This window comes from Yoonia sp. (assembly GCF_014859355.1).
Lineage (GTDB): Bacteria > Pseudomonadota > Alphaproteobacteria > Rhodobacterales > Rhodobacteraceae > Yoonia.
The window spans coordinates 1-17,719 of the sequence record NZ_JACUUJ010000048.1; the positions used below are offsets into that span (position 1 = coordinate 1).

The 17,719-nt window shown below is 61.3% G+C and carries 22 protein-coding genes and 1 pseudogene; 15 read left to right on the forward strand and 8 right to left on the reverse strand.

Annotated features, from left to right (window positions below; translation table 11 throughout):
* A partial coding sequence (locus tag IBX59_RS13225) for a GNAT family N-acetyltransferase (RefSeq protein ID WP_296376334.1) occupies positions 1–267 on the forward strand: 267 nt, incomplete at its 5' end.
* 2 nt (positions 268–269) lie between these two features.
* Here the strand turns inward: IBX59_RS13225 and IBX59_RS13230 are convergent.
* Positions 270–434, reverse strand: coding sequence for a hypothetical protein (locus IBX59_RS13230; RefSeq protein ID WP_296376336.1), 165 nt, complete (start codon positions 432–434; stop codon positions 270–272).
* Between the two features lie 47 nt (positions 435–481).
* Between IBX59_RS13230 and cobN the strand changes: the two are divergent.
* Positions 482–4,231, forward strand: a pseudogene (gene cobN / locus IBX59_RS13235) (cobaltochelatase subunit CobN).
* Here cobN and IBX59_RS13240 read toward each other — a convergent pair.
* Complete coding sequence (locus IBX59_RS13240; protein WP_296376338.1) at positions 4,206–4,496, reverse strand: hypothetical protein; 291 nt, start codon at positions 4,494–4,496, stop codon at positions 4,206–4,208. The pseudogene cobN and the gene IBX59_RS13240 overlap by 26 nt on opposite strands.
* Positions 4,497–4,605: 109 nt before the next feature.
* Here IBX59_RS13240 and IBX59_RS13245 point away from each other — a divergent pair, with 109 nt between their 5' ends.
* The 7 genes from IBX59_RS13245 (at position 4,606) to bluB (ending at position 8,503) form a co-directional block, all read left to right on the forward strand.
* Positions 4,606–4,992 (forward strand): CidA/LrgA family protein, encoded by a 387-nt coding sequence (locus tag IBX59_RS13245; protein WP_367119385.1) that lies wholly within the window; start codon positions 4,606–4,608, stop codon positions 4,990–4,992.
* The gene (locus IBX59_RS13250) at positions 4,989–5,714 is read left to right on the forward strand and encodes an LrgB family protein (protein ID WP_296376340.1); all 726 of its coding nucleotides are present in this window, start codon (positions 4,989–4,991) and stop codon (positions 5,712–5,714) included. The genes IBX59_RS13245 and IBX59_RS13250 overlap by 4 nt, the downstream gene beginning before the upstream one ends.
* 44 nt (positions 5,715–5,758) lie before the next feature.
* On the forward strand, positions 5,759–6,376 hold the full coding sequence (cobO, locus tag IBX59_RS13255; RefSeq protein ID WP_296376341.1) for a cob(I)yrinic acid a,c-diamide adenosyltransferase: 618 nt from the start codon (positions 5,759–5,761) through the stop codon (positions 6,374–6,376).
* Between the two features lie 80 nt (positions 6,377–6,456).
* Entirely contained in the window at positions 6,457–7,131 is a 675-nt protein-coding gene (locus IBX59_RS13260) for a YrbL family protein (RefSeq protein WP_296376343.1), read from the forward strand.
* Positions 7,132–7,175: 44 nt separating this feature from the next.
* The gene (locus IBX59_RS13265; RefSeq protein WP_296376345.1) at positions 7,176–7,520 is read left to right on the forward strand and encodes a Lin0512 family protein; all 345 of its coding nucleotides are present in this window, start codon (positions 7,176–7,178) and stop codon (positions 7,518–7,520) included.
* Complete coding sequence (locus IBX59_RS13270) at positions 7,517–7,879, forward strand: Lin0512 family protein (protein ID WP_296376347.1); 363 nt, start codon at positions 7,517–7,519, stop codon at positions 7,877–7,879. Before IBX59_RS13265 ends, IBX59_RS13270 begins: the two co-directional genes overlap by 4 nt.
* Positions 7,880–8,503: a 5,6-dimethylbenzimidazole synthase gene (bluB, locus tag IBX59_RS13275; RefSeq protein WP_296376350.1), complete on the forward strand. Its 624-nt coding sequence runs from the start codon at positions 7,880–7,882 to the stop codon at positions 8,501–8,503.
* Positions 8,504–8,686: 183 nt separating this feature from the next.
* Here bluB and IBX59_RS13280 read toward each other — a convergent pair whose 3' ends face one another.
* Positions 8,687–10,336, reverse strand: coding sequence for a thiamine pyrophosphate-binding protein (locus tag IBX59_RS13280; protein WP_296376370.1), 1,650 nt, complete (start codon positions 10,334–10,336; stop codon positions 8,687–8,689).
* 30 nt (positions 10,337–10,366) lie between these two features.
* Here IBX59_RS13280 and IBX59_RS13285 point away from each other — a divergent pair, with 30 nt between their 5' ends.
* The gene (locus tag IBX59_RS13285; protein ID WP_367119386.1) at positions 10,367–10,837 is read left to right on the forward strand and encodes an NADPH-dependent FMN reductase; all 471 of its coding nucleotides are present in this window, start codon (positions 10,367–10,369) and stop codon (positions 10,835–10,837) included.
* An 8-nt stretch (positions 10,838–10,845) separates the two neighbouring features.
* On the opposite strand, the gene IBX59_RS13290 is transcribed toward IBX59_RS13285, so the two are convergent.
* Positions 10,846–11,247: a VOC family protein gene (locus IBX59_RS13290; protein ID WP_296376352.1), complete on the reverse strand. Its 402-nt coding sequence runs from the start codon at positions 11,245–11,247 to the stop codon at positions 10,846–10,848.
* Positions 11,248–11,282: 35 nt separating this feature from the next.
* Between IBX59_RS13290 and IBX59_RS13295 the strand changes: the two genes are divergently transcribed.
* Positions 11,283–12,074: a MaoC family dehydratase N-terminal domain-containing protein gene (locus tag IBX59_RS13295; RefSeq protein ID WP_296376354.1), complete on the forward strand. Its 792-nt coding sequence runs from the start codon at positions 11,283–11,285 to the stop codon at positions 12,072–12,074.
* On the opposite strand, the gene IBX59_RS13300 is transcribed toward IBX59_RS13295, so the two are convergent.
* Positions 12,071–12,751 (reverse strand): endonuclease/exonuclease/phosphatase family protein, encoded by a 681-nt coding sequence (locus IBX59_RS13300; RefSeq protein WP_296376357.1) that lies wholly within the window; start codon positions 12,749–12,751, stop codon positions 12,071–12,073. The two genes, IBX59_RS13295 and IBX59_RS13300, sit on opposite strands and share 4 nt — an antisense overlap.
* A gap of 22 nt (positions 12,752–12,773) precedes the next feature.
* On the opposite strand from IBX59_RS13300, the gene IBX59_RS13305 reads away from it, so the two are divergent.
* Complete coding sequence (locus IBX59_RS13305) at positions 12,774–13,460, forward strand: hypothetical protein (RefSeq protein WP_296376358.1); 687 nt, start codon at positions 12,774–12,776, stop codon at positions 13,458–13,460.
* Here the strand turns inward: IBX59_RS13305 and IBX59_RS13310 are convergent.
* Positions 13,457–14,461: an FAD-binding oxidoreductase gene (locus tag IBX59_RS13310; RefSeq protein ID WP_296376360.1), complete on the reverse strand. Its 1,005-nt coding sequence runs from the start codon at positions 14,459–14,461 to the stop codon at positions 13,457–13,459. The two genes, IBX59_RS13305 and IBX59_RS13310, sit on opposite strands and share 4 nt — an antisense overlap.
* Before the next feature lie 48 nt (positions 14,462–14,509).
* Between IBX59_RS13310 and mnmD the strand changes: the two genes are divergently transcribed.
* Together mnmD and IBX59_RS13320 are read left to right on the forward strand one after the other, a co-directional pair.
* On the forward strand, positions 14,510–15,190 hold the full coding sequence (gene mnmD, locus IBX59_RS13315) for a tRNA (5-methylaminomethyl-2-thiouridine)(34)-methyltransferase MnmD (RefSeq protein WP_296376361.1): 681 nt from the start codon (positions 14,510–14,512) through the stop codon (positions 15,188–15,190).
* The gene (locus IBX59_RS13320) at positions 15,180–16,046 is read left to right on the forward strand and encodes a DMT family transporter (RefSeq protein WP_296376363.1); all 867 of its coding nucleotides are present in this window, start codon (positions 15,180–15,182) and stop codon (positions 16,044–16,046) included. The genes mnmD and IBX59_RS13320 overlap by 11 nt, the downstream gene beginning before the upstream one ends.
* A gap of 274 nt (positions 16,047–16,320) precedes the next feature.
* Here the strand turns inward: IBX59_RS13320 and IBX59_RS13325 are convergent, their stop codons facing one another.
* On the reverse strand, positions 16,321–16,737 hold the full coding sequence (locus IBX59_RS13325) for a hypothetical protein (protein ID WP_367119387.1): 417 nt from the start codon (positions 16,735–16,737) through the stop codon (positions 16,321–16,323).
* A 12-nt stretch (positions 16,738–16,749) separates the two neighbouring features.
* On the reverse strand, positions 16,750–17,298 hold the full coding sequence (locus tag IBX59_RS13330) for an aminotransferase class III-fold pyridoxal phosphate-dependent enzyme (protein ID WP_367119388.1): 549 nt from the start codon (positions 17,296–17,298) through the stop codon (positions 16,750–16,752).
* Between the two features lies 1 nt (position 17,299).
* On the opposite strand from IBX59_RS13330, the gene IBX59_RS13335 reads away from it, so the two are divergent.
* Positions 17,300–17,617 carry a hypothetical protein gene (locus IBX59_RS13335; RefSeq protein ID WP_296376365.1) on the forward strand — a complete coding sequence of 106 codons (318 nt, stop codon included), beginning with the start codon at positions 17,300–17,302 and terminating at the stop codon, positions 17,615–17,617.
* The last annotated feature ends 102 nt before the right edge of the window (positions 17,618–17,719 follow it).

Here is a 17,719-nt window from a genome sequence, read left to right on the forward strand (position 1 = left end):
GGCGCACTGGCGGTCAAAGACGGCTATGGCGAAATCAAATCCATGTTCGTCAGCGAAACCGCGCGCGGCCAAGGCATCGCCGATGCGCTGCTGCGCCAGATCGAGGATCAGGCCCGCGCAGATGGGCTCCCCCTGCTCAGGCTGGAAACCGGTGATGCCCTGCATGCCGCCCAACGGCTTTATGCACGGCACGGTTTCACCCCCTGCGGCCCGTTTGGCGACTACCCCGCCGCCAAAACATCTGTCTTCATGGAAAAACCCTTATGACGTCACGCGTCTTTCTTGGCCTCGGCTGCCTTTTTCATGCGCGCCAACAGCGCGGCTTTATCCTCGCGCTGACCGAACGGCTTTTTCGCCGATCCGGGTGCGTTATGTTCGTTATGTTTCGGTGCTTTCTTGCCCAATTTCGGCGCTCCTGCAGCTTTGTAATCCATGGCTTTGACCTTTTGTTCGCGCAGCCCTTAACACGGCGGCAAAGCTGATGCACCTGCTTGCTGCAACCCCCGGCGCAATTTCCGACGGCACCGAACCTGTCAATCTGGGCCAGACACCGGCCGATGTCGTCATCATTTCCGCCGCCGACACCGAACTGGCCGCCCTGGCCGGGGCGCGCGCCGAAATGCCCGACCCGCCCACCCTGCGGCTGGCCAATATGATGCACCTGCAACACCCGATGTCGGTTGATCTGCATCTGGACGATTGCGCCACCAAGTCGCGGCTGGTGATCGCGCGGATCCTTGGCGGGGCAGGCTACTGGAAATACGGGCTGACCCAATACGCCGCCCGCCTGCACGATGCAGGCATCCCTTTCGCAGCCCTGCCTGGCGACGACAGGCCCGACCCGGAATTGCGCGCCCTGTCCACCGTCAGCGGCACCGATTACGATGCACTCTGGTCCTATCTGGTCGAAGGCGGGCCACAAAACAGTACCAACCTGCTGGCCTACGCCCGCGCGATGCTGGACGGCGGTGACACACCCGCAGCCCCCGCGCCGCTGCTGCGCGCCGGCATCTATTGGCCCGGCGCAGGCATCGCAGACCTTGCCACGGCCCAAGCCGCATGGACCAACGGCGCCCCTATCGTGCCCATCATCTTTTACCGGGCGCTGGTTCAGGGTGGCGGCCTGAACCCGATCAATCGGTTGACCCGCAGCCTGTCGCGGGCCGGGCTGAACCCACTGCCCATCTTCGTGGCGTCGCTCAAGGATCCCGTCAGCAAGGCCACCCTTGACCACATCTTCACCCAAGCGCCCCCTGACGTGATCCTCAACTGCACCGCCTTCGCCGTCGGCAGCCCCCATGATGGTGACGACAGCCCGCAAAACCCGCTGCTGTCCAACAACGCCCCGATCTTTCAGGTCATCCTGTCCGGCGCGTCCGAGGCGTCATGGGCAAACGGCCAGCAAGGCCTGACCGCCCGTGACATCGCCATGAACGTCGCCCTGCCCGAGGTGGACGGCCGCATCCTGTCCCGCGCTGTCAGCTTCAAGGGCGAGGCGTTTTTCGATGACGCAACCGAATGCCCCATCGCAACCTATCAGGCACTGGGCGACCGGATTGATTTTGTCTGCCAACTGGCCGGAAATTGGACGCAACTGCGCCACACCCCGCCACAAGACAAGAAAGTCGCGCTGATCCTTGCCAACTACCCCAACAAGGACGGCCGCCTTGCCAATGGCGTGGGCCTTGATACGCCCGCCGCCACCATCCACACGCTCAACTTGCTGAAAACCCAAGGCTACACTGTCACCCCCCCCACCGACAGTGCCACGCTGATGCAGCAGATCATGGACGGCCCCACCAACTGGCTCACCGACCGCGCCGACAAGGATGGCGGTGAGTTTCTGCCACTGGACATCTACCAACAACATTTCGACGCCCTGCCATGGGACATCAAACAACAGATCACCACGCGCTGGGGCCAGCCTGCGAATGATCCCTTCATCTTGGCCAGAAAACTCCCCCCGGAGGGTCGGCCAGCCACAGGTTTCGCCCTGTCCATTCACCGCTTTGGCAACGCCATCGTCGCGCTGCAACCCGCGCGCGGCTATAATATCGACCCGTCAGAAACCTACCACTCGCCTGACCTCGTGCCGCCGCATAACTACCTCGCCTTCTATTTCTGGCTGCGGCATCACTGGGGCGCAGATGCGATCGTGCATATGGGCAAACACGGCAACCTTGAATGGCTGCCGGGCAAGGCCGTGGCCCTGTCCGAAACCTGCTGGCCCGAAGCCGTGTTCGGTCCCACACCCCACATCTATCCTTTCATCGTCAATGACCCCGGCGAGGGCACGCAAGCCAAACGGCGCACATCGGCCGTCATCATCGACCACCTGACCCCGCCCCTGACCCGCGCCGAAAGCTATGGCCCCCTGCGCGATCTAGAGGCGCTGGTTGACGAATACTACGAAGCCGCAGGCGTGGACCCCCGCCGCATCACCCATCTGCGGCACGAAATCCTGTCCCTGTCCGACGTGACTGGCTTGGCAAAAGACGCAGGTTTCACCGGCGACAATGACACTGACCTCGGCAAACTCGACGCCTACCTGTGCGAATTGAAAGAGGCGCAGATCCGCGACGGGCTGCATATCTTCGGGCAGTCCCCTGTGGGCCAGCAGGAACGCGATCTGGCCATCGCGCTGGCCCGTATCCCGCGCGGCGATGGCAAGGGTAATAACGCATCGCTGTTGCGCGCGGTGGCAAAAGACCTTGGCATCAGCATCGACCCACTGGATTGCAACATGGCCGACCCTGCGCCGGAAAAGCCGGAACATCTGGCCGATGGCACCATATGGCGCACCAACGGCGATACGGTCGAACGGCTTGAAAACCTGTGCCAAACCCTGTTGCGGGACGGGGGGTGGGGCGTCGTGGGGTGCACCCCACGCGCGTCACAGCCCGTGCTGGATGAAATCCAAAACAGGATCCTGCCCGCTATCCGCGCCTGTGGCACAGCAGAGTGAACGGCCCTTCTCACCGCACTTGCAGGCCGCTTTGTCGCACCAGGCCCGTCTGGCGCACCCACACGCGGGCGGCTGGATGTGCTGCCCACGGGGCGCAATTTCTACAGTGTGGACAGCCGCGCCGTCCCCACACCCACCGCCTGGGCCTTGGGCTGGAAATCAGCCAACCTGCTGATCGAAAAACACCTGCAAGACCACGGTGACTGGCCCCGCACCATGCTGATCACTGCATGGGGCACCGCCAACATGCGAACGGGCGGCGATGACATCGCACAGGCGCTGGCCCTGATGGGCGTCAAACCCAAATGGGACGGCGCCAACCGGCGGGTGACAGGGTTCGATGTGTTGCCGCAAACCGTGCTTGGCCGCCCCCGCGTCGACGTTACCCTGCGCATTTCGGGTTTTTTCCGCGATGCTTTTCCTCAACTGATCGCGCTGGTCGACAGCGCCGCCCGCGCGGTGCAGGCGCTTGACGAACCCGCCGACCTGAACCCGGCTGCCGCCCGGACACGGGCGGGCGAGGATCAGTCGCGCGTTTTCGGATCGAAACCCGGGGCCTATGGCGCAGGGCTTCAGGCGCTGATCGACGAACGGATCTGGACCGACAAATCCGACTTTGCCGAGGCCTATCTGGAATGGGGCAGCTACGCCTATGGGTCCGGGGCCGAGGGGCGCAAGGCGCGCGCCGCGATGGAACAGCGTCTGTCCCAGACCGAAGCCATCGTCCAAAATCAGGACAACCGCGAACACGACATTCTGGACAGCGACGATTACTACCAGTTCGAAGGCGGTGCCGCAGCTGCCATCAGCACCCTGCAAGGCCGCGACCGGCCCATCTATCACAACGACCATTCGCGCCCCGAACGGCCCCTAATCCGCACGTTGGACGATGAAATCGGGCGGGTGGTGCGCAGCCGCGTTGTGAACCCCAAATGGATCGACGGGGTAAAACGCCACGGCTACAAGGGCGCCTTTGAAATCGCGGCGACGGTCGATTACCTCTTTGCTTTTGCGGCAACCACAGGTGCGGTGCGCAACCACCATTTCGATCTGGTGGAAGAGGCTTTTATCAAAGACGATGCCACCCGTGAATTTATCGCCGACGCCAACGCCCCTGCCCTGCGCGAAATCGCCCAGCGCTTGCAAGAGGCGATCGACCGCAACCTATGGCACCCCAAATCCAATTCCGCCCGCGCGCGCATCGCCGGGCTATTGACCCAGGGGCAATCAGGGCCAACCTTCAGCACAACAGGTCAGCCGTTATAAACACCGCGTCGCCCATCAGACTGCCATCAACGATCTGGCAACCGCTGACCTGTTTGATCGCGATCAGCGCGCGGGGCGCGACCGCGCCAAAATTTAGCGCGAATTCGCTGTTCACTCGCAGCGCATGGGCGCGCGTATTTTTCACGCGCACGTCAAACACGCTCTGACCGACAGTGACGCGCACCGGTTCAACCCCCGCAAAGCCAACAGGCGGCGTGTTGCAGGCCGCCATTGCCCCCAATACAAGCAAACTGTAAATGCGCATGATCATTCCCCTTGCTGGCGCCACGATCCCGCCGCATGGTTAAAAAATCTTTAATTTTACCAGGCGACGCATCCGCATATCTGGCACTGAAACAAGCCGTTGGACATGCATGGATGTGGCGTTGGGCAACTCGGGGCTGCCACCCATGATCCTGCACCTGACCATTCTTTTGGCTTTTCAACTGACCGGCGAAGTCATTTCCCGCCTGTTGGAACTACCCCTGCCGGGTCCGGTGATCGGGATGACGCTGTTATTTTTCACACTGATGATCTTTCCCCGGCTGGCAGCTGCGATCACGCCCACATCGCGGGTGCTGCTGGCGCATCTGTCACTGCTGTTTGTGCCTGCGGGCGTCGGGGTTGTGGGGCATCTGGACAGGTTCGGCAGTGACGGTCTGGCCTTGGCCACGGCGGTCATCGGGTCAACGGCGCTGGCCATCAGCGCAGGCGTGCTGACCTTTGCCGGGGTGGCGCGTATGCTGGGAAAATCGAAATGACAGAATTTACCGAAATCTGGACCTATCTCGCCCGCGACCCGCTTTTGTGGCTGACGCTGACACTTGCCGCCTATGGGGTGGGGGATGCAGCGTTCAAGGCCAGCGGGCGCAAGCCCCTTATCAACCCGGTGCTGATCGCGGTGGCGCTGCTGGCGGTGTTGTTGCGACTGACAGACACAAACTATGCCACCTATTTCGAAGGCGCGCAGTTCGTGCATTTCATGCTTGGCCCTGCGACCGTGGCACTGGCGGTGCCGCTTTATGCCAACCTTGGCAATATCCGGGCCGCCGCCGTGCCGATGGTCTGCGCACTTTTCGCCGGATCACTGACGGCAATGATCAGCGGCGTCTGGATTGCCCGCGCCTTGGGTGCCAGCCCCGACACCCTGCTGGCACTGGTGCCAAAATCAGCCACAGCGCCCGTCGCCTTGGGCGTGTCGGATGCGATTGGTGGTTCTCCCTCGCTGACGGCGGTTCTGGTCATTACCACGGGGATCACCGGGGCGATCATTGCAACGCCCCTGCTGAACCTGCTGCGCATCCGCGACTGGCGTGCGCGTGGGTTTGCTGTGGGGGTGGCAAGCCACGGGATCGGCACCGCCCGTGCCTTTCAAGTGCATGAAACCGCTGGCGCCTTTTCCGGGATCGGCATGGGGCTGAACGCCCTGCTGACCGCCTTGCTTGCCCCTGTGCTAGCGCCATGGCTGATTGGGCTTTACTAGCCAGCCCAAACACCGCACCCTGATGCCGACCAAAGGAGCCAAAGATGACCGACCCCAGCGCAGACACCGACCGCCACGCGATGAAAATGGCCAAGAAAAAGGCCGCCCGCGACAAGATCATGGCGACCAAAACCGACCAGAAGGGCCTGATCATCGTCCACACTGGCAAGGGCAAGGGCAAATCATCCGCCGCCTTTGGTATGATATTCCGCTGCATCGCGCATGACATGAAATGCGCCGTCGTCCAGTTTATCAAAGGCGGGATGTCCACAGGTGAACGCGACCTGATCCTGTCGAAATTCAGCGATATCTGCGCCTTTCACACCATGGGCGAAGGGTTCACATGGGAAACGCAGGACAAATCCCGTGACACAGAAATGGCACAGGCCGCCTGGGCCAAGGCCAAAGAGTTGATCCTGGACGAAACCAACACGATGGTCCTGCTGGATGAAATCAACATCGCGATCCGCTATGATTACGTCGATATCGCCGAGGTCGTTGAATTTCTGGCGACGCAAAAGCCTCCTATGACCCATGTGGTGCTGACAGGCCGCAACGCCCACGACGACCTGATCGAAATCGCTGATCTTGTCACGGAAATGGAACTGGTCAAACATCCGTTCCGGTCAGGGATCAAGGCGCAGATCGGGGTGGAATACTAGGCAAAGCGGGCCATCACAGGACCGTCATATTACTTTTGCAGACGTTGCACTAAACAGTTCAGTCATGTTATTGCGCACTGATGTCGAAGAATTTGACACTTCTTGCATCGGACTTGGTGGCAACCGGCGTGCAGCGGGCCGTCTATATGCATCCGCTTGACCCGACCAAACTGATCAAGGTGTTGCGCCCCGCGGCACAGATGCCGGCACGCAACAATTTCAATGGCGTGGTGGATAGGCTGTTCCCAAGCACGCGCCTGCGCCAGATCCGCAAGGAATATACCGAATATCTGCGCGTGATGCTGGCCCACCCCGAACCGGACTTTCGCATGCCCATGTCGCATATGTTCGGATTTGTCCCGACCAATCTGGGTCTTGGGTGCCTGACCGAAAGCGTGCTGAAGGCCGATGGCAGTTTGGGTGAAACGCTGGGGGCGATTGTCAAAGCGGGCCGCCTGACACAGGCGCATATCGACATGCTGAATGATACCGTGGAAAGGATTTATGCCAACAACATCCGCGCCAGCGATATGAACCCCAACAATTTCGTGTTCGGGCATCGCGACAACGGCACCGGCCCGGGGCCAGAAGAATGCGTGCTGGTTGATGGCTTTGGTGACATCCACGCCATTCCGGTGCGGTCGATGGCGCGCTGGTCTAATCGCATGGGGCTGGATGACAGCTGCACGCGTCTGGCGCGCAATACCGGCTTGCAATGGAATAAACGGACGCGACAGTTCTCGCTCTCCGAATAAGCCTGCGCTAGGGTGGGCAAGCGACCCACTGCAAAGGATCACCCATGCCCATCCACCGCGTCCTGACCGAATTTGGCCTTGGCACCAGCCTGCGCCGGCAAGATTACACCCAAGCCGCCCGCCGCGCCTTGCAAGACGCGCTGTGGCACAATTCGATCAACATGGCCGAACTTTACGGTTTCCCGAAAGAGGCAATGCTGATCGACGTGCAGATCGGCGTGCAGCACCCCGACCGCGTCGATGCCGACAGCCTGCACGACATTTTTCCCTATGGCCAGATCACCATCACGGTGACCCAAGGCGGGCTTGATATCCCGCGCGCGCAGGGCAAACCGACGGTTATCGCCAATGTGGCGATCAACGTCTCTTTCGAGATGGAGCCGGCATGACCGAACAGCGCATCATCATTGAAATGGGCATGGGCAACGACCTGCACGGGATGGATTACCAAAAGGCCGCGCGCCGCGCGATCGAGGATGCGATCCGCCATTCCACCCTGCCGATATTCGAATCCACCGATCTGTCGCATGACCAGATGCGCGTGCAGGTCACAGTAGCTGTGCAAGAACCTGACAGGATCGACACCGCCGCCCTGACAACCGGTCTGCCGCGAGGGCGCGCCAGTGTCATGGCGGTCAAGGGCGGAATGAACATCCCCAACCCCGAAACCGGCGATACGGCGGTCGTGGCAACAGCGGCGGTCGAGGCGTTTTTGCCATCGCAAGCCGGAAAATGGAAACGCACCTGAATGGATCTGACACAGGCCCACCGTGACGCGCTGCGTGACGTGCTGCACTGGCGGCGCGACGTGCGGCATTTCCTGCCCGATCCCGTCCCCGATGACGTGCTGGTGCGCCTGCGCGCCGCGATGGACATGGCCCCGTCGGTTGGCAACGCCCGGCCATGGCGCGTCTTGCAGGTTGACAGCCCTGCCCTGCGCGCGGAAATCATCGCCAATTTCGCGGCTGCAAATACCAAGGCCGGTGCGATTTATGACGCGGACAAGCGCGCAGATTACAATGCGCTGAAACTGGCGGGGTTGCAGGATGCGCCTATCCATCTGGCCGTTTTCACCGCCCAAGACCCCGCCGAAGGGCACGGGTTGGGTCGCCAGACCATGCCTGAAATGCTGACCTATTCCACCGTTTGCGCGATCCACACGCTGTGGCTGGTCGCACGGGCCGAAAACCTTGGGCTTGGCTGGGTGTCGATCCTTGACCCCGACGCCGTGGCGCAAACGCTGGACACGCCCGATCATTGGCGGCTGACCGGCTATCTTTGCCTTGGCAAGGCAGCATTTACCGATGACACCCCCCTGCTGCACCGGGCCGAATGGCAGGAAAACACGCAGACGCGCTGGGACAGGGTTTAGATGTCGAAGATACTATATTCAGTTCGTTAAATTTTTTGACGGCATTGCAACCGAGTGGCATTCATAACTGTCATGCGATTGGAAACCGATACTGTTCAACTGAATCAACATAACCTTGTCTGAAGCCGGCTCTGTTGCACAAAAAAAGAACTACGTTTTAATATTGTTGTCAGTTGAACTGGTTTAGCCCTGCGCTGCCGCGCGCACCGCACTTAGGGTGGCGCCTGTCGTCAACGCCTCTTCATCGACCTGACATTCGATGATCGCCAGCGTCCCTGCGGCTTGCGCACGGGCAAAGGCGGCAGGGAAATCTGCCGATTGCCCCACCCGTTCACCGTGTCCGCCATAGGCGCGCGCCAAGGCCGCAAAATCAGGGTTTGCCAATGCGGTGCCGGACACGCGCCCCGGATAGTGTTTTTCCTGATGCATGCGAATCGTGCCGTAACGGCCATTGTTCATCACCACGACAATCGGCTTTGCGCCATGCTGGGCCGCGGTGGACAGTTCGTTGCAAGTCATCTGGAAACAGCCATCACCCGCCAGACAGACCACCGTGCGATCGGGATTTTCGATGGACGCAGACACAGCCGCAGGAAACCCGTATCCCATCGACCCAGATGTGGGGGCCAGTTGTGTGCCATATTGTTTGTAAACGAAATAACGATGCAGCCATGCGGCATAGTTCCCTGCCCCATTGGTCACGATCGCATCGCCAGGCAGGTTGTCTGACAGCCATTGGATGACCTGTTCCTGCTTCAGTTCACCGGGGCTTTGCTGTGGTGTGATCCACGCCTGATAATCGGCGCGGGCGGCAGCGGTCCAATCGGCCCAATTGCCTGCCGGTGCCATCTGCACCAACTGCCGCAGCATCGCGGGCGCAGTGGTGGTGACGCCCAGATCAGGGGTATAAACGCGGCCTAGTTCATCCGCGTCAGCATGGATATGCAGAATTACCTTTTGCGGGTCAGCGGGATCAACCAGCGTATAGCCCTGGGTTTCGATATCACCAAAACGGGTACCCAGTAGCAAAAGCAGATCGGCATCGCGCACACGTGCCGCAAGGCGCGGGTTGATCCCGACGTTCAGGTCGCCGGCATAACAGGCGTGGTGATTGTCCATGTAATCCTGCCGCCGAAAGCCCAGCGCGACAGGCAGGTTCTGCTGTGCGGCAAAGGCCTGCAAATCAGCCTGCGCCTGCCGGTCCCAATGCGGGCCACCGGCCACGACCAAAGGGCGTTCGGCCTGCGCCAGCGCATGCATGATGGCCTGTGCCGAATCCACCGGGATGGGCTGTGCTATGTCTGCGGGCTGGCGCAGATCAGCTACATCGGCGCTGGCGCTTAGCATATTTTCGGGCAATGCGAGCACCACGGGCCCCGGACGACCCGACATGGCCACACGAAACGCGCGCGCAATGTATTCGGGCAACCGTTCGGTGTGGTCTACTTGTGCGACCCATTTCGCCAGACCGCCAAACATGGCGCGGTAATCCACCTCTTGAAAGGTTTCGCGGTCCGTCTGGCGGTTGTCGATCTGACCGACGAACAACACCAGCGGCGTGCTGTCCTGCCGGGCGACATGCACGCCCGCACTGGCATTTGTGGCACCGGGGCCACGGGTGACAAAACACACACCGGGCTGGCCTGTCATCTTGCCATAAGCTTCGGCCATCATGGCAGCGCCGCCTTCCTGACGGCAAACGACGTTCTGGATGCCGCTGTCATACAGCCCGTCAAGCGCCGCGAGAAAGCTTTCGCCCGGCACCGAAAACACCCGGCGCACCCCGAGTTTTACCAACTGATCGCTCAGTATCTTGCCGCCATGCCTGATCATTTTCATCTCCCTGCGATCTTGTGGCAGATCATGTCCGATGCTGCCGGGTTGTTCAATCCGGCAATCGGGTTAGCTGATGTGCAAACGAAGAAAGGACACCCTTGTGACAACACTTCTTGGGATCTCCGGTTCGCTGCGGCGGGCATCCACCACACCATGCTGCTGCGCAATGCCGCCGAAATTTTTAGCGCCGATGAATTTATCGAAGCTGACATCATCTTTCCGCTTTTCAACGAAGATTTGCAGGACGCCGACGGCATCCCGCCTGCGGTGCAGAAACTGTTTGACCAGATCGCCGCCGCAGGCCGCGTCGGCGGCGCACGGTCGCAGTTTTCGCTGCGTCTGGCGATGATGGCCTTTCGCCCGCATATCTTGCAGGGGCCAGAGGTGCTGGTGGGCGGTGCGTCAAAGGAGTTTGACGAAAACGGCAAGCTGACGGGCGACACCTATATCAAATGCGTTTCCGACATGATGGACAAATTGCGCGCCGCAATCAGGTAGGGCAAATTTCAATCCACCTTGTGGTTTGATACCTCAAGCAGATTGCCATCCGGGTCGCGGATATAAAGCGACACAATCGGCCCTGTTGCCCCGGTGCGGGCGACGGGGCCTTGTTCTGGTGACACACCGTAAGCGTCAAAATGCGCCTGCCAATCCGCCAACGGGGTGTCTGACAGAAAACACAGGTCCGCCGAGCCCGGCTGCGGCACCCGTGCCTTGGGATCAAAAGGCGCAGCGGCAGGATGCAGGTTGATTTTTTGCGCCCCAAACTTCAGCGCCCAGCGGGGTGATCCATCAACAGGCTGGAATTGCTCCGCCACCATCCCCAGCACATCACAATAGAACGCCACCGTCCGGTCGATATCGGTGACTGTCAGCACCAGATGATCCAACGCCCGTATCTGTGGCATTTGCGCCCCCCTGAAATTGGCTCTAGGTTTTCATCATGCATGATAAAACCACCCTTTCCCAGACCCGCACCGACCCCTTTGATCTGTCGCGCGCCCACGCGTTGCAGGCAACGCTGGGGCAGACGCCCACCCTGCAAACCGGTGATCCGATGCCGCCATTCTATCACCAAATCTATTTCTGGGATCCGCAGCCGCCTGAAAATCTGGGGCGCGATGGTCACCCTGCGACCGGCCCCTTCATCCCCGACCTTGGCCTGCCCCGCCGGATGTGGGCCGCGGGAAAACTGGTTTTTCACGGCCCCCTTTTGGCCGGCATGCAGGCGGAACGCACCAGCACAATCGACAGTGTGACCCGCAAACAAGGCCGGTCAGGCCCTTTGGGTTTCGTGACGATCCGGCACGATATCAAACAACACGGCACACTGGCGCTGACAGAATGGCAGGAACTGGTTTACCGGGCCGACGATGCCCCGTGCGGCCCCCCACCCACCGCGCGCACCGACGAAACCCATGCGCAAACCGCGAACTTCGACAGCACCTTGCTGTTTCGCTATTCCGCGCTGACCTTCAACGGACACCGGATACACTATGATGAAACATATGCCCGCCAAACCGAAGGTTACGACGGGCTGGTCGTGCATGGGCCGTTGTTGGCGCATCTACTGATGGGGTTAGCCGAAGGCCAATTAGGCAACCTGACCGCGTTCAGCTATCGCGCCACCGCACCGTTGATGCACCATGAAACCGCAACGCTGTGCTGGAACGGCGGGCAGGCATGGGTCCGCGGCCCTGACGGGCGGCAGTGCATGATGGCCGAGGCGCGTTAGGCGACATCCGCCCAGATCGGCAAATGATCCGAGGCATGGCGCGCCAGCCCCGTCTGCACAACGCCTGCATCACGCAGGTCGATCCCGCCCGAAACCGCGATCCGGTCAAGTGCCGCAACCGGGCGAGCGGCATGAAAACTGTGCCCCGGCGCATGCACGGCGAAATCGCTCAACTGTTCCAGCCCCTTATGCGGGGACCATTCGTTGAAATCACCAAGCACAATGGCGCGCGGTGCCCCGTCCAAGGCGCGGGCAATGGTGCGCAACTGCCTTGCCCGATGGCGGCGCATCAGGCCAAGGTGGGTGGCGACAAGGCTAAAGGCAGGCAAGTCCACCCGCACAGCGCCGCGCGGTTCCAACCCCGGCAGGTCGATATGACTAATCGCGCCATGGGTCATCCCCTTACGGATCAGCACGGCATTACCGTGCCAGCCAAGGCTGACATCGTTGCGGGCGATAGGCACGACTGTAAAATCAGTCTCTGCGTCAATCAGGTTACGGCACAACGCTGAAGGGCGCGCGCCCATCCGCAAATCAGCCTCTTGCAGGGCGATGACATCGGCATCCAGCCCATTCAGAACCTTCAAAATCCGCATCGGATCGCGCCTGCGATCCAGCCCCACGGCCTTGCGGATATTGTAACTGGCGACCCGCAGGCCTTTATCGTGTATAAGCATAGGTCATAAGATGGGGACGGGAATGGCAAATAGAAAGACATGGCTGCAACAAAAACTGTTTGGTCAAGGCCCGGTCATCGCCTTTTTGTGGGGTATGCTGCTAATTACAGCGATCACGGCGGTCTTTTCCGGGCGACTGGAACTGGGGTTCGTCGCCGTGGCAACCCTTGCGCTGGCCATGGCCCCGGCCCTGCTGGCATCAAAGCTGGAAATCGTCCTGCCCGTGCCGTTTGTGGCGGCCATCACACTGTTTGTCTTCAGCTCGCTTTTTCTGGGTGAAGCTTTTGATTTTTACAACCGGTTCTGGTGGTGGGACAAGGTGCTGCACGGTGTCTCGGCCATTGGTTTCGGGATGATCGGTTTCCTGTTCGCCTTTATGCTGTTCGAAGGTGACCGCTACGCCGCGCCGCCTGCCGCACTATCGTTGATTGCGTTTTGCGTGGCCATCACGGTGGGCAGCCTGTGGGAGGTATTTGAATACCTAATGGACACGTTTTTCGGCATGAACATGCAGAAAACCGGCCTTGACGACACGATGGAAGACATCATGGTCAATGCCGTTGGTGCGACAATCGGGTCACTGTCGGGCTATTATTACCTTAAGGGTCACAGATTTGGCCTGACCCAACTGATCGGTGAATTCGTACGATTGAACAGGCAGCTTTATCGCAAATCAAAGGAACAGTTGCGCAAGATCAACAAGGATTAAGGCGCAAAACCTTCGGGCACCGTGTCGCGCCCGTCCAACACCAGATCAGCCATGACCGCGCCCACCTTGGGGGCCATGCCGAACCCGATCTTGAAACCGCCATTGGCAATGAATTCCCCCGCCCGTGCCGGATGATACCCCAGCACCGGCGCACGGCTGCGGCTGCGCGGGCGCACCCCGGCCCAACGGTCGATCACCGGCGCACCTGCCAGCACCGGAAAGGCCGCAATTGCACGCGCCAACACATCATCCAGCGCGGCATCGGTGCTAAAGGGGTCATCAAATTCCCGTTCCGACGTCGACCCGACCGCCACCGTGCCATCCCCATGCGGAATGATATGCAAGGCATCGGCAAACAGTTGCGGCTGTCCCGCCGCGTCATGGCGCAACAGCGCCGCCTGCCCCTTGACCCCATTGCCGCCCACTTCGGCCAGCCCTTGCCAGCCCGTTGCCCAGACAACGCGCCCTTGGACGGCACCTTCGGTCAGCACCTCCCCGCCCAAGGCTACCACCGCATCGGCCAGCGCCCGCGTCGCGCGGCGCGGGTGGATCAAGGCCGACAGCGTATCGCGCACAACCAATCCGGTGGACGACGGCGGCATCCAGACGGCATCGCCTGCCGACACCACATCCCACAGCGCCTTGCCTTGCCACAAATCCGCCGCCGACACGGCGCGCGCACGCGCCAGTGCCACAGCACGATCATCCGCCAAAGGCTGCAATCGCCCCGTCCGGGCATAGCCGGTATCCGCGCCCGTCAGGTCGGCCACCCCCGCCCAGTATTCTTCAGCCATGATCAGGCTGTCGAATTGAAACGCCTTCTTGGGGTTCCAGTTTTCCGGCACATGCGGGGCCAGCGCGCCCACGACCCCACCCGAGGCACCGGCCGCCACACCGCCCGGATCAATCACGCGCACCCACGCACCACGCCGTGCGCAAGCATAGGCCACCGACAGGCCAAACACCCCCGCGCCCATCACCGTCACATCAACCGTTGCCATTTCGCGCCCTTCCGCCCAAAGATGCGGCAATACCTAAGGCACAGGCGCATGGCAGACCAGACAGCAAACATCGACTGGCGCGACGGCGTGCCAATTGCATGTGATTTTGACGATCCGTATTATTCGCTTGATAACGGACTGGCGGAAACGCGGCATGTGTTTCTGGATGGTAACGCGCTGCCTGCGCGGTTCGGCGGCGATTTCCACATTGGCGAACTGGGGTTCGGAACGGGCTTGAATCTGCTTGTGACATGGGCAGCGTGGGATCGCGCAGGCCGCCCCGGCACGCTGCATTTCACCAGTTTTGAGGCGTTCCCCATGGCACCTGCGGATATGGTTGCCGCACTTGCCCATTTCCCCGAACTTGCGCGATATGCCCAAACCTTGTTGGCCGACTGGCAAGCCGGTGCAGGGCCTGTGGCGCTGACCGGCGGCCCGACGTTGCATGTGATCACCGGCGATGCGCGTCAAACCCTGCCTGCATGGCACGACATGGCCGACGCATGGTTCCTTGACGGGTTTTCGCCCGCCAAGAACCCCGAACTGTGGGAACCCGCCCTGTTGCGCGCTGTGGGCCAGCACACCAAACCGGGCGGTACGGCTGCAACCTATAGCGCGGCTGGGCATATCCGGCGGTCGCTGGCCGATGCAGGCTTTGACGTCACACGCGCGCCGGGATACGGGCGCAAACGGCACATGACCCGCGCAAGGATACTCGATGCAGAATAATACCCGGGCAGGTATCCTGCTGATGATTGCCACCACCTTTATCTTTGCAATCCAGGACGGCATTTCGCGGCATTTGGCGGGCGAATACAACGTGCTGATGATCGTGATGATCCGCTATTGGTTCTTTGCCGCCTTCGTGATCACCATCGCGACCCGGCAATCAGGGTCGGTTCGCGCTGCCGCTGCAACGAAACAACCCTTGCTGCAAATCACGCGCGGCGCGCTTTTATCGCTGGAAATCTGCGTGATGGTGTCGGGTTTTGTTCTGCTTGGGCTGGTGGAAAGCCATGCCGTTTTTGCCTGCTATCCTTTGCTGATCGCGGCGCTTTCCGGGCCTGTGCTGGGTGAAAACGTGGGCTGGCGGCGCTGGGTCGCTATCGGGATCGGCTTTGTCGGGGTGCTGGTGATCCTGCAACCGGGCTTCGCCGTCTTTGCGCCGGCCGCCGCGATCCCGCTGCTGGCGGCCTTCATGTTCGCGCTTTACGGGCTGCTGACCCGTTTCGCCGCGCGCAAGGACAGCACCGCGACATCGTTTTTCTGGACCGGCACCACCGGTGCGATTCTGTTGACCGTCATCGGGGCCTTTTCGTGGGAACCGATGACCGGCACCGACTGGGCGTGGATGGCGATACTTTGCGTCACGGGGGCTGGCGGGCATTGGCTGCTGATCAAAACCTACGAGATGGCCGAGGCCAGTGCCGTGCAACCCTTTGCCTATCTGCAACTGGTCTTTGCCAGCGCCATCGGCATTTTCGTCATGGGCGAAACCCTCCGGCCCAATGTGGCGCTGGGGGCCGCGATTGTCGTGGGGGCGGGATTGTTCACACTTTGGCGGGCGCGGCAGAAAGCCGTCTGATCCCCGCCTCTTGCGTGTAGAAAAACCCATCAGAGGCTTATCTTTTAGTTGTTCTACATTCTCACAGGGTCTTGGTGTCTGTAATCCTGATTTAACCCCAGCGGTTTAGGGTGTCAGGAATGTGCGCAATGCAGCGGGCGGTATCCGTTTGGAAGCAGGCGCTTCCTGGCCACCACTGACGACCTCAATGCCTGAGGTGCGATGCCCGCCCTGCCCGCGCCTTCGGCTTGCGGAACGGGACATGATCGCGTGGGGTTGCAACGCCGTCACCACCCTATCGCACGGCAAGGTCATCGTCTGGGACCGCATCCCAAAGGGCACCCCCGACACAGGCGCACGGCATCCGCGCCACCAAGTGCGGTCTGCGCCGACCAATAGGCTGCCTTGCACGTACCTGCCCCACCGCCGAGCGCGGATAGGACGCGCCGCGCCGGTCGGGGTGGACATTCGGGATTACCTCATCGCTCGCCCCTTCGATCTGCGACCAACGGGGATGGATCGTTTGCAGGAAATGCAGGTATTCCGGCGAATGGATTGCGGCCAGTGGTCCCATCCCGTGATCGGATGGCGCGGCAAAGCTGCACCCCGCGTCACGTGCGGCGGCATGCAACACCGCGATCCGCTTGGGCTGTTTGGGGTTGGGCAACATGGCGCCGTTGGCCATGAAAATTCGCGGATCAGACCGCAACATGTTGCGGGCCTTTCAGTCCCAGCGTCGCGCACGCCTCGGCGGGCGTGGCAAGGGATTACCCGCATAGGTGAAACCATGGGCGAATCCGCCCTGATCCAGAACCGGATTCACGATCCGGTCATGGGCGATCATCGCCCCCAGCGGCGCATAGCCCGCGCCAAAGCCCTTGGACAGCGCTATGATATCAGGGGCCACGCCCCAGTGATCCGCGCCAAGAAACACACCTGTGCGCCCACCGCCGCACATTACCTCGTCATGGATCATGAGGACGCCATAGCGGGTGCTGATATCGCGCACCGCCTGCATGTCGCCCTGAGGTGGCACCAGCGGCCCGGTCGAGGCACCGCCGATGGGTTCTTGGATAAAGGCCAGCACGGTGTCCGGGCCTTGGGCGATGATTTCGGCCCCCAGCATCGCGGCGTAATGTGCGCCAGTCGCGGGATCGGCGGGATCCAGCCCGTCCAGATAGGCGCGCGGCGCGGGGATCTTGGGCATCACCCGCTGGAAATAGCAGGCGGCCTGCCCCTGATAATCCACGCCCTCGACCTGTGCCGGGATCATTATGGCGGTGTCGTCGGTGCTGCCTGCGGGCATCAATTTCAGCTTCTTGGCCCGGATCACCAGCTTGGCGGCAGAGGCATCGCCCAGCTTTGGGCGCGCGGGTGCGCGGGATCACGGCATGGGCAAATCCGGGCACGTCCAGCGCCACCGCGTCGCCCTGACGGTCGGTGACCCGCGCCGCAAGGATATTGGCCGCGCCCAGAAAGCGGGCCGCGAATTCGGTGGCGGGGGTGTTGTAGACCTCCTCGGGCGGGCCGACCTGTCCGATGCGGCCTTCGGACATGACGATGATCTGGTCCGACATGGCCAGCGCCTCTGACTGATCATGGGTCACGAAAATCGAGGTGACGCCCAGACGTTTCTGGATGTTCTTCAACTCGACCCGCATATCCTCGCGCAGGTTGGCGTCCAGCGCAGAGAG

What these genes read in the sequence shown, in the direction of transcription:
- IBX59_RS13230 (WP_296376336.1), bottom strand. Translation starts at nt 434, where the DNA reads ATGGATTACAAAGCTGCAGGAGCGCCGAAATTGGGCAAGAAAGCACCG.
- IBX59_RS13240 (WP_296376338.1), bottom strand. Translation starts at nt 4,496, where the DNA reads ATGCGCATTTACAGTTTGCTTGTATTGGGGGCAATGGCGGCCTGCAAC.
- IBX59_RS13245 (WP_367119385.1), top strand. Translation starts at nt 4,606, where the DNA reads ATGGATGTGGCGTTGGGCAACTCGGGGCTGCCACCCATGATCCTGCAC.
- IBX59_RS13250 (WP_296376340.1), top strand. Translation starts at nt 4,989, where the DNA reads ATGACAGAATTTACCGAAATCTGGACCTATCTCGCCCGCGACCCGCTT.
- cobO (WP_296376341.1), top strand. Translation starts at nt 5,759, where the DNA reads ATGACCGACCCCAGCGCAGACACCGACCGCCACGCGATGAAAATGGCC.
- IBX59_RS13260 (WP_296376343.1), top strand. Translation starts at nt 6,457, where the DNA reads ATGTCGAAGAATTTGACACTTCTTGCATCGGACTTGGTGGCAACCGGC.
- IBX59_RS13265 (WP_296376345.1), top strand. Translation starts at nt 7,176, where the DNA reads ATGCCCATCCACCGCGTCCTGACCGAATTTGGCCTTGGCACCAGCCTG.
- IBX59_RS13270 (WP_296376347.1), top strand. Translation starts at nt 7,517, where the DNA reads ATGACCGAACAGCGCATCATCATTGAAATGGGCATGGGCAACGACCTG.
- bluB (WP_296376350.1), top strand. Translation starts at nt 7,880, where the DNA reads ATGGATCTGACACAGGCCCACCGTGACGCGCTGCGTGACGTGCTGCAC.
- IBX59_RS13280 (WP_296376370.1), bottom strand. Translation starts at nt 10,336, where the DNA reads ATGATCAGGCATGGCGGCAAGATACTGAGCGATCAGTTGGTAAAACTC.
- IBX59_RS13285 (WP_367119386.1), top strand. Translation starts at nt 10,367, where the DNA reads ATGTCCGATGCTGCCGGGTTGTTCAATCCGGCAATCGGGTTAGCTGAT.
- IBX59_RS13290 (WP_296376352.1), bottom strand. Translation starts at nt 11,247, where the DNA reads ATGCCACAGATACGGGCGTTGGATCATCTGGTGCTGACAGTCACCGAT.
- IBX59_RS13295 (WP_296376354.1), top strand. Translation starts at nt 11,283, where the DNA reads ATGCATGATAAAACCACCCTTTCCCAGACCCGCACCGACCCCTTTGAT.
- IBX59_RS13300 (WP_296376357.1), bottom strand. Translation starts at nt 12,751, where the DNA reads ATGCTTATACACGATAAAGGCCTGCGGGTCGCCAGTTACAATATCCGC.
- IBX59_RS13305 (WP_296376358.1), top strand. Translation starts at nt 12,774, where the DNA reads ATGGCAAATAGAAAGACATGGCTGCAACAAAAACTGTTTGGTCAAGGC.
- IBX59_RS13310 (WP_296376360.1), bottom strand. Translation starts at nt 14,461, where the DNA reads ATGGCAACGGTTGATGTGACGGTGATGGGCGCGGGGGTGTTTGGCCTG.
- mnmD (WP_296376361.1), top strand. Translation starts at nt 14,510, where the DNA reads ATGGCAGACCAGACAGCAAACATCGACTGGCGCGACGGCGTGCCAATT.
- IBX59_RS13320 (WP_296376363.1), top strand. Translation starts at nt 15,180, where the DNA reads ATGCAGAATAATACCCGGGCAGGTATCCTGCTGATGATTGCCACCACC.
- IBX59_RS13325 (WP_367119387.1), bottom strand. Translation starts at nt 16,737, where the DNA reads ATGTTGCGGTCTGATCCGCGAATTTTCATGGCCAACGGCGCCATGTTG.
- IBX59_RS13330 (WP_367119388.1), bottom strand. Translation starts at nt 17,298, where the DNA reads ATGATCCCGGCACAGGTCGAGGGCGTGGATTATCAGGGGCAGGCCGCC.
- IBX59_RS13335 (WP_296376365.1), top strand. Translation starts at nt 17,300, where the DNA reads ATGGCGGTGTCGTCGGTGCTGCCTGCGGGCATCAATTTCAGCTTCTTG.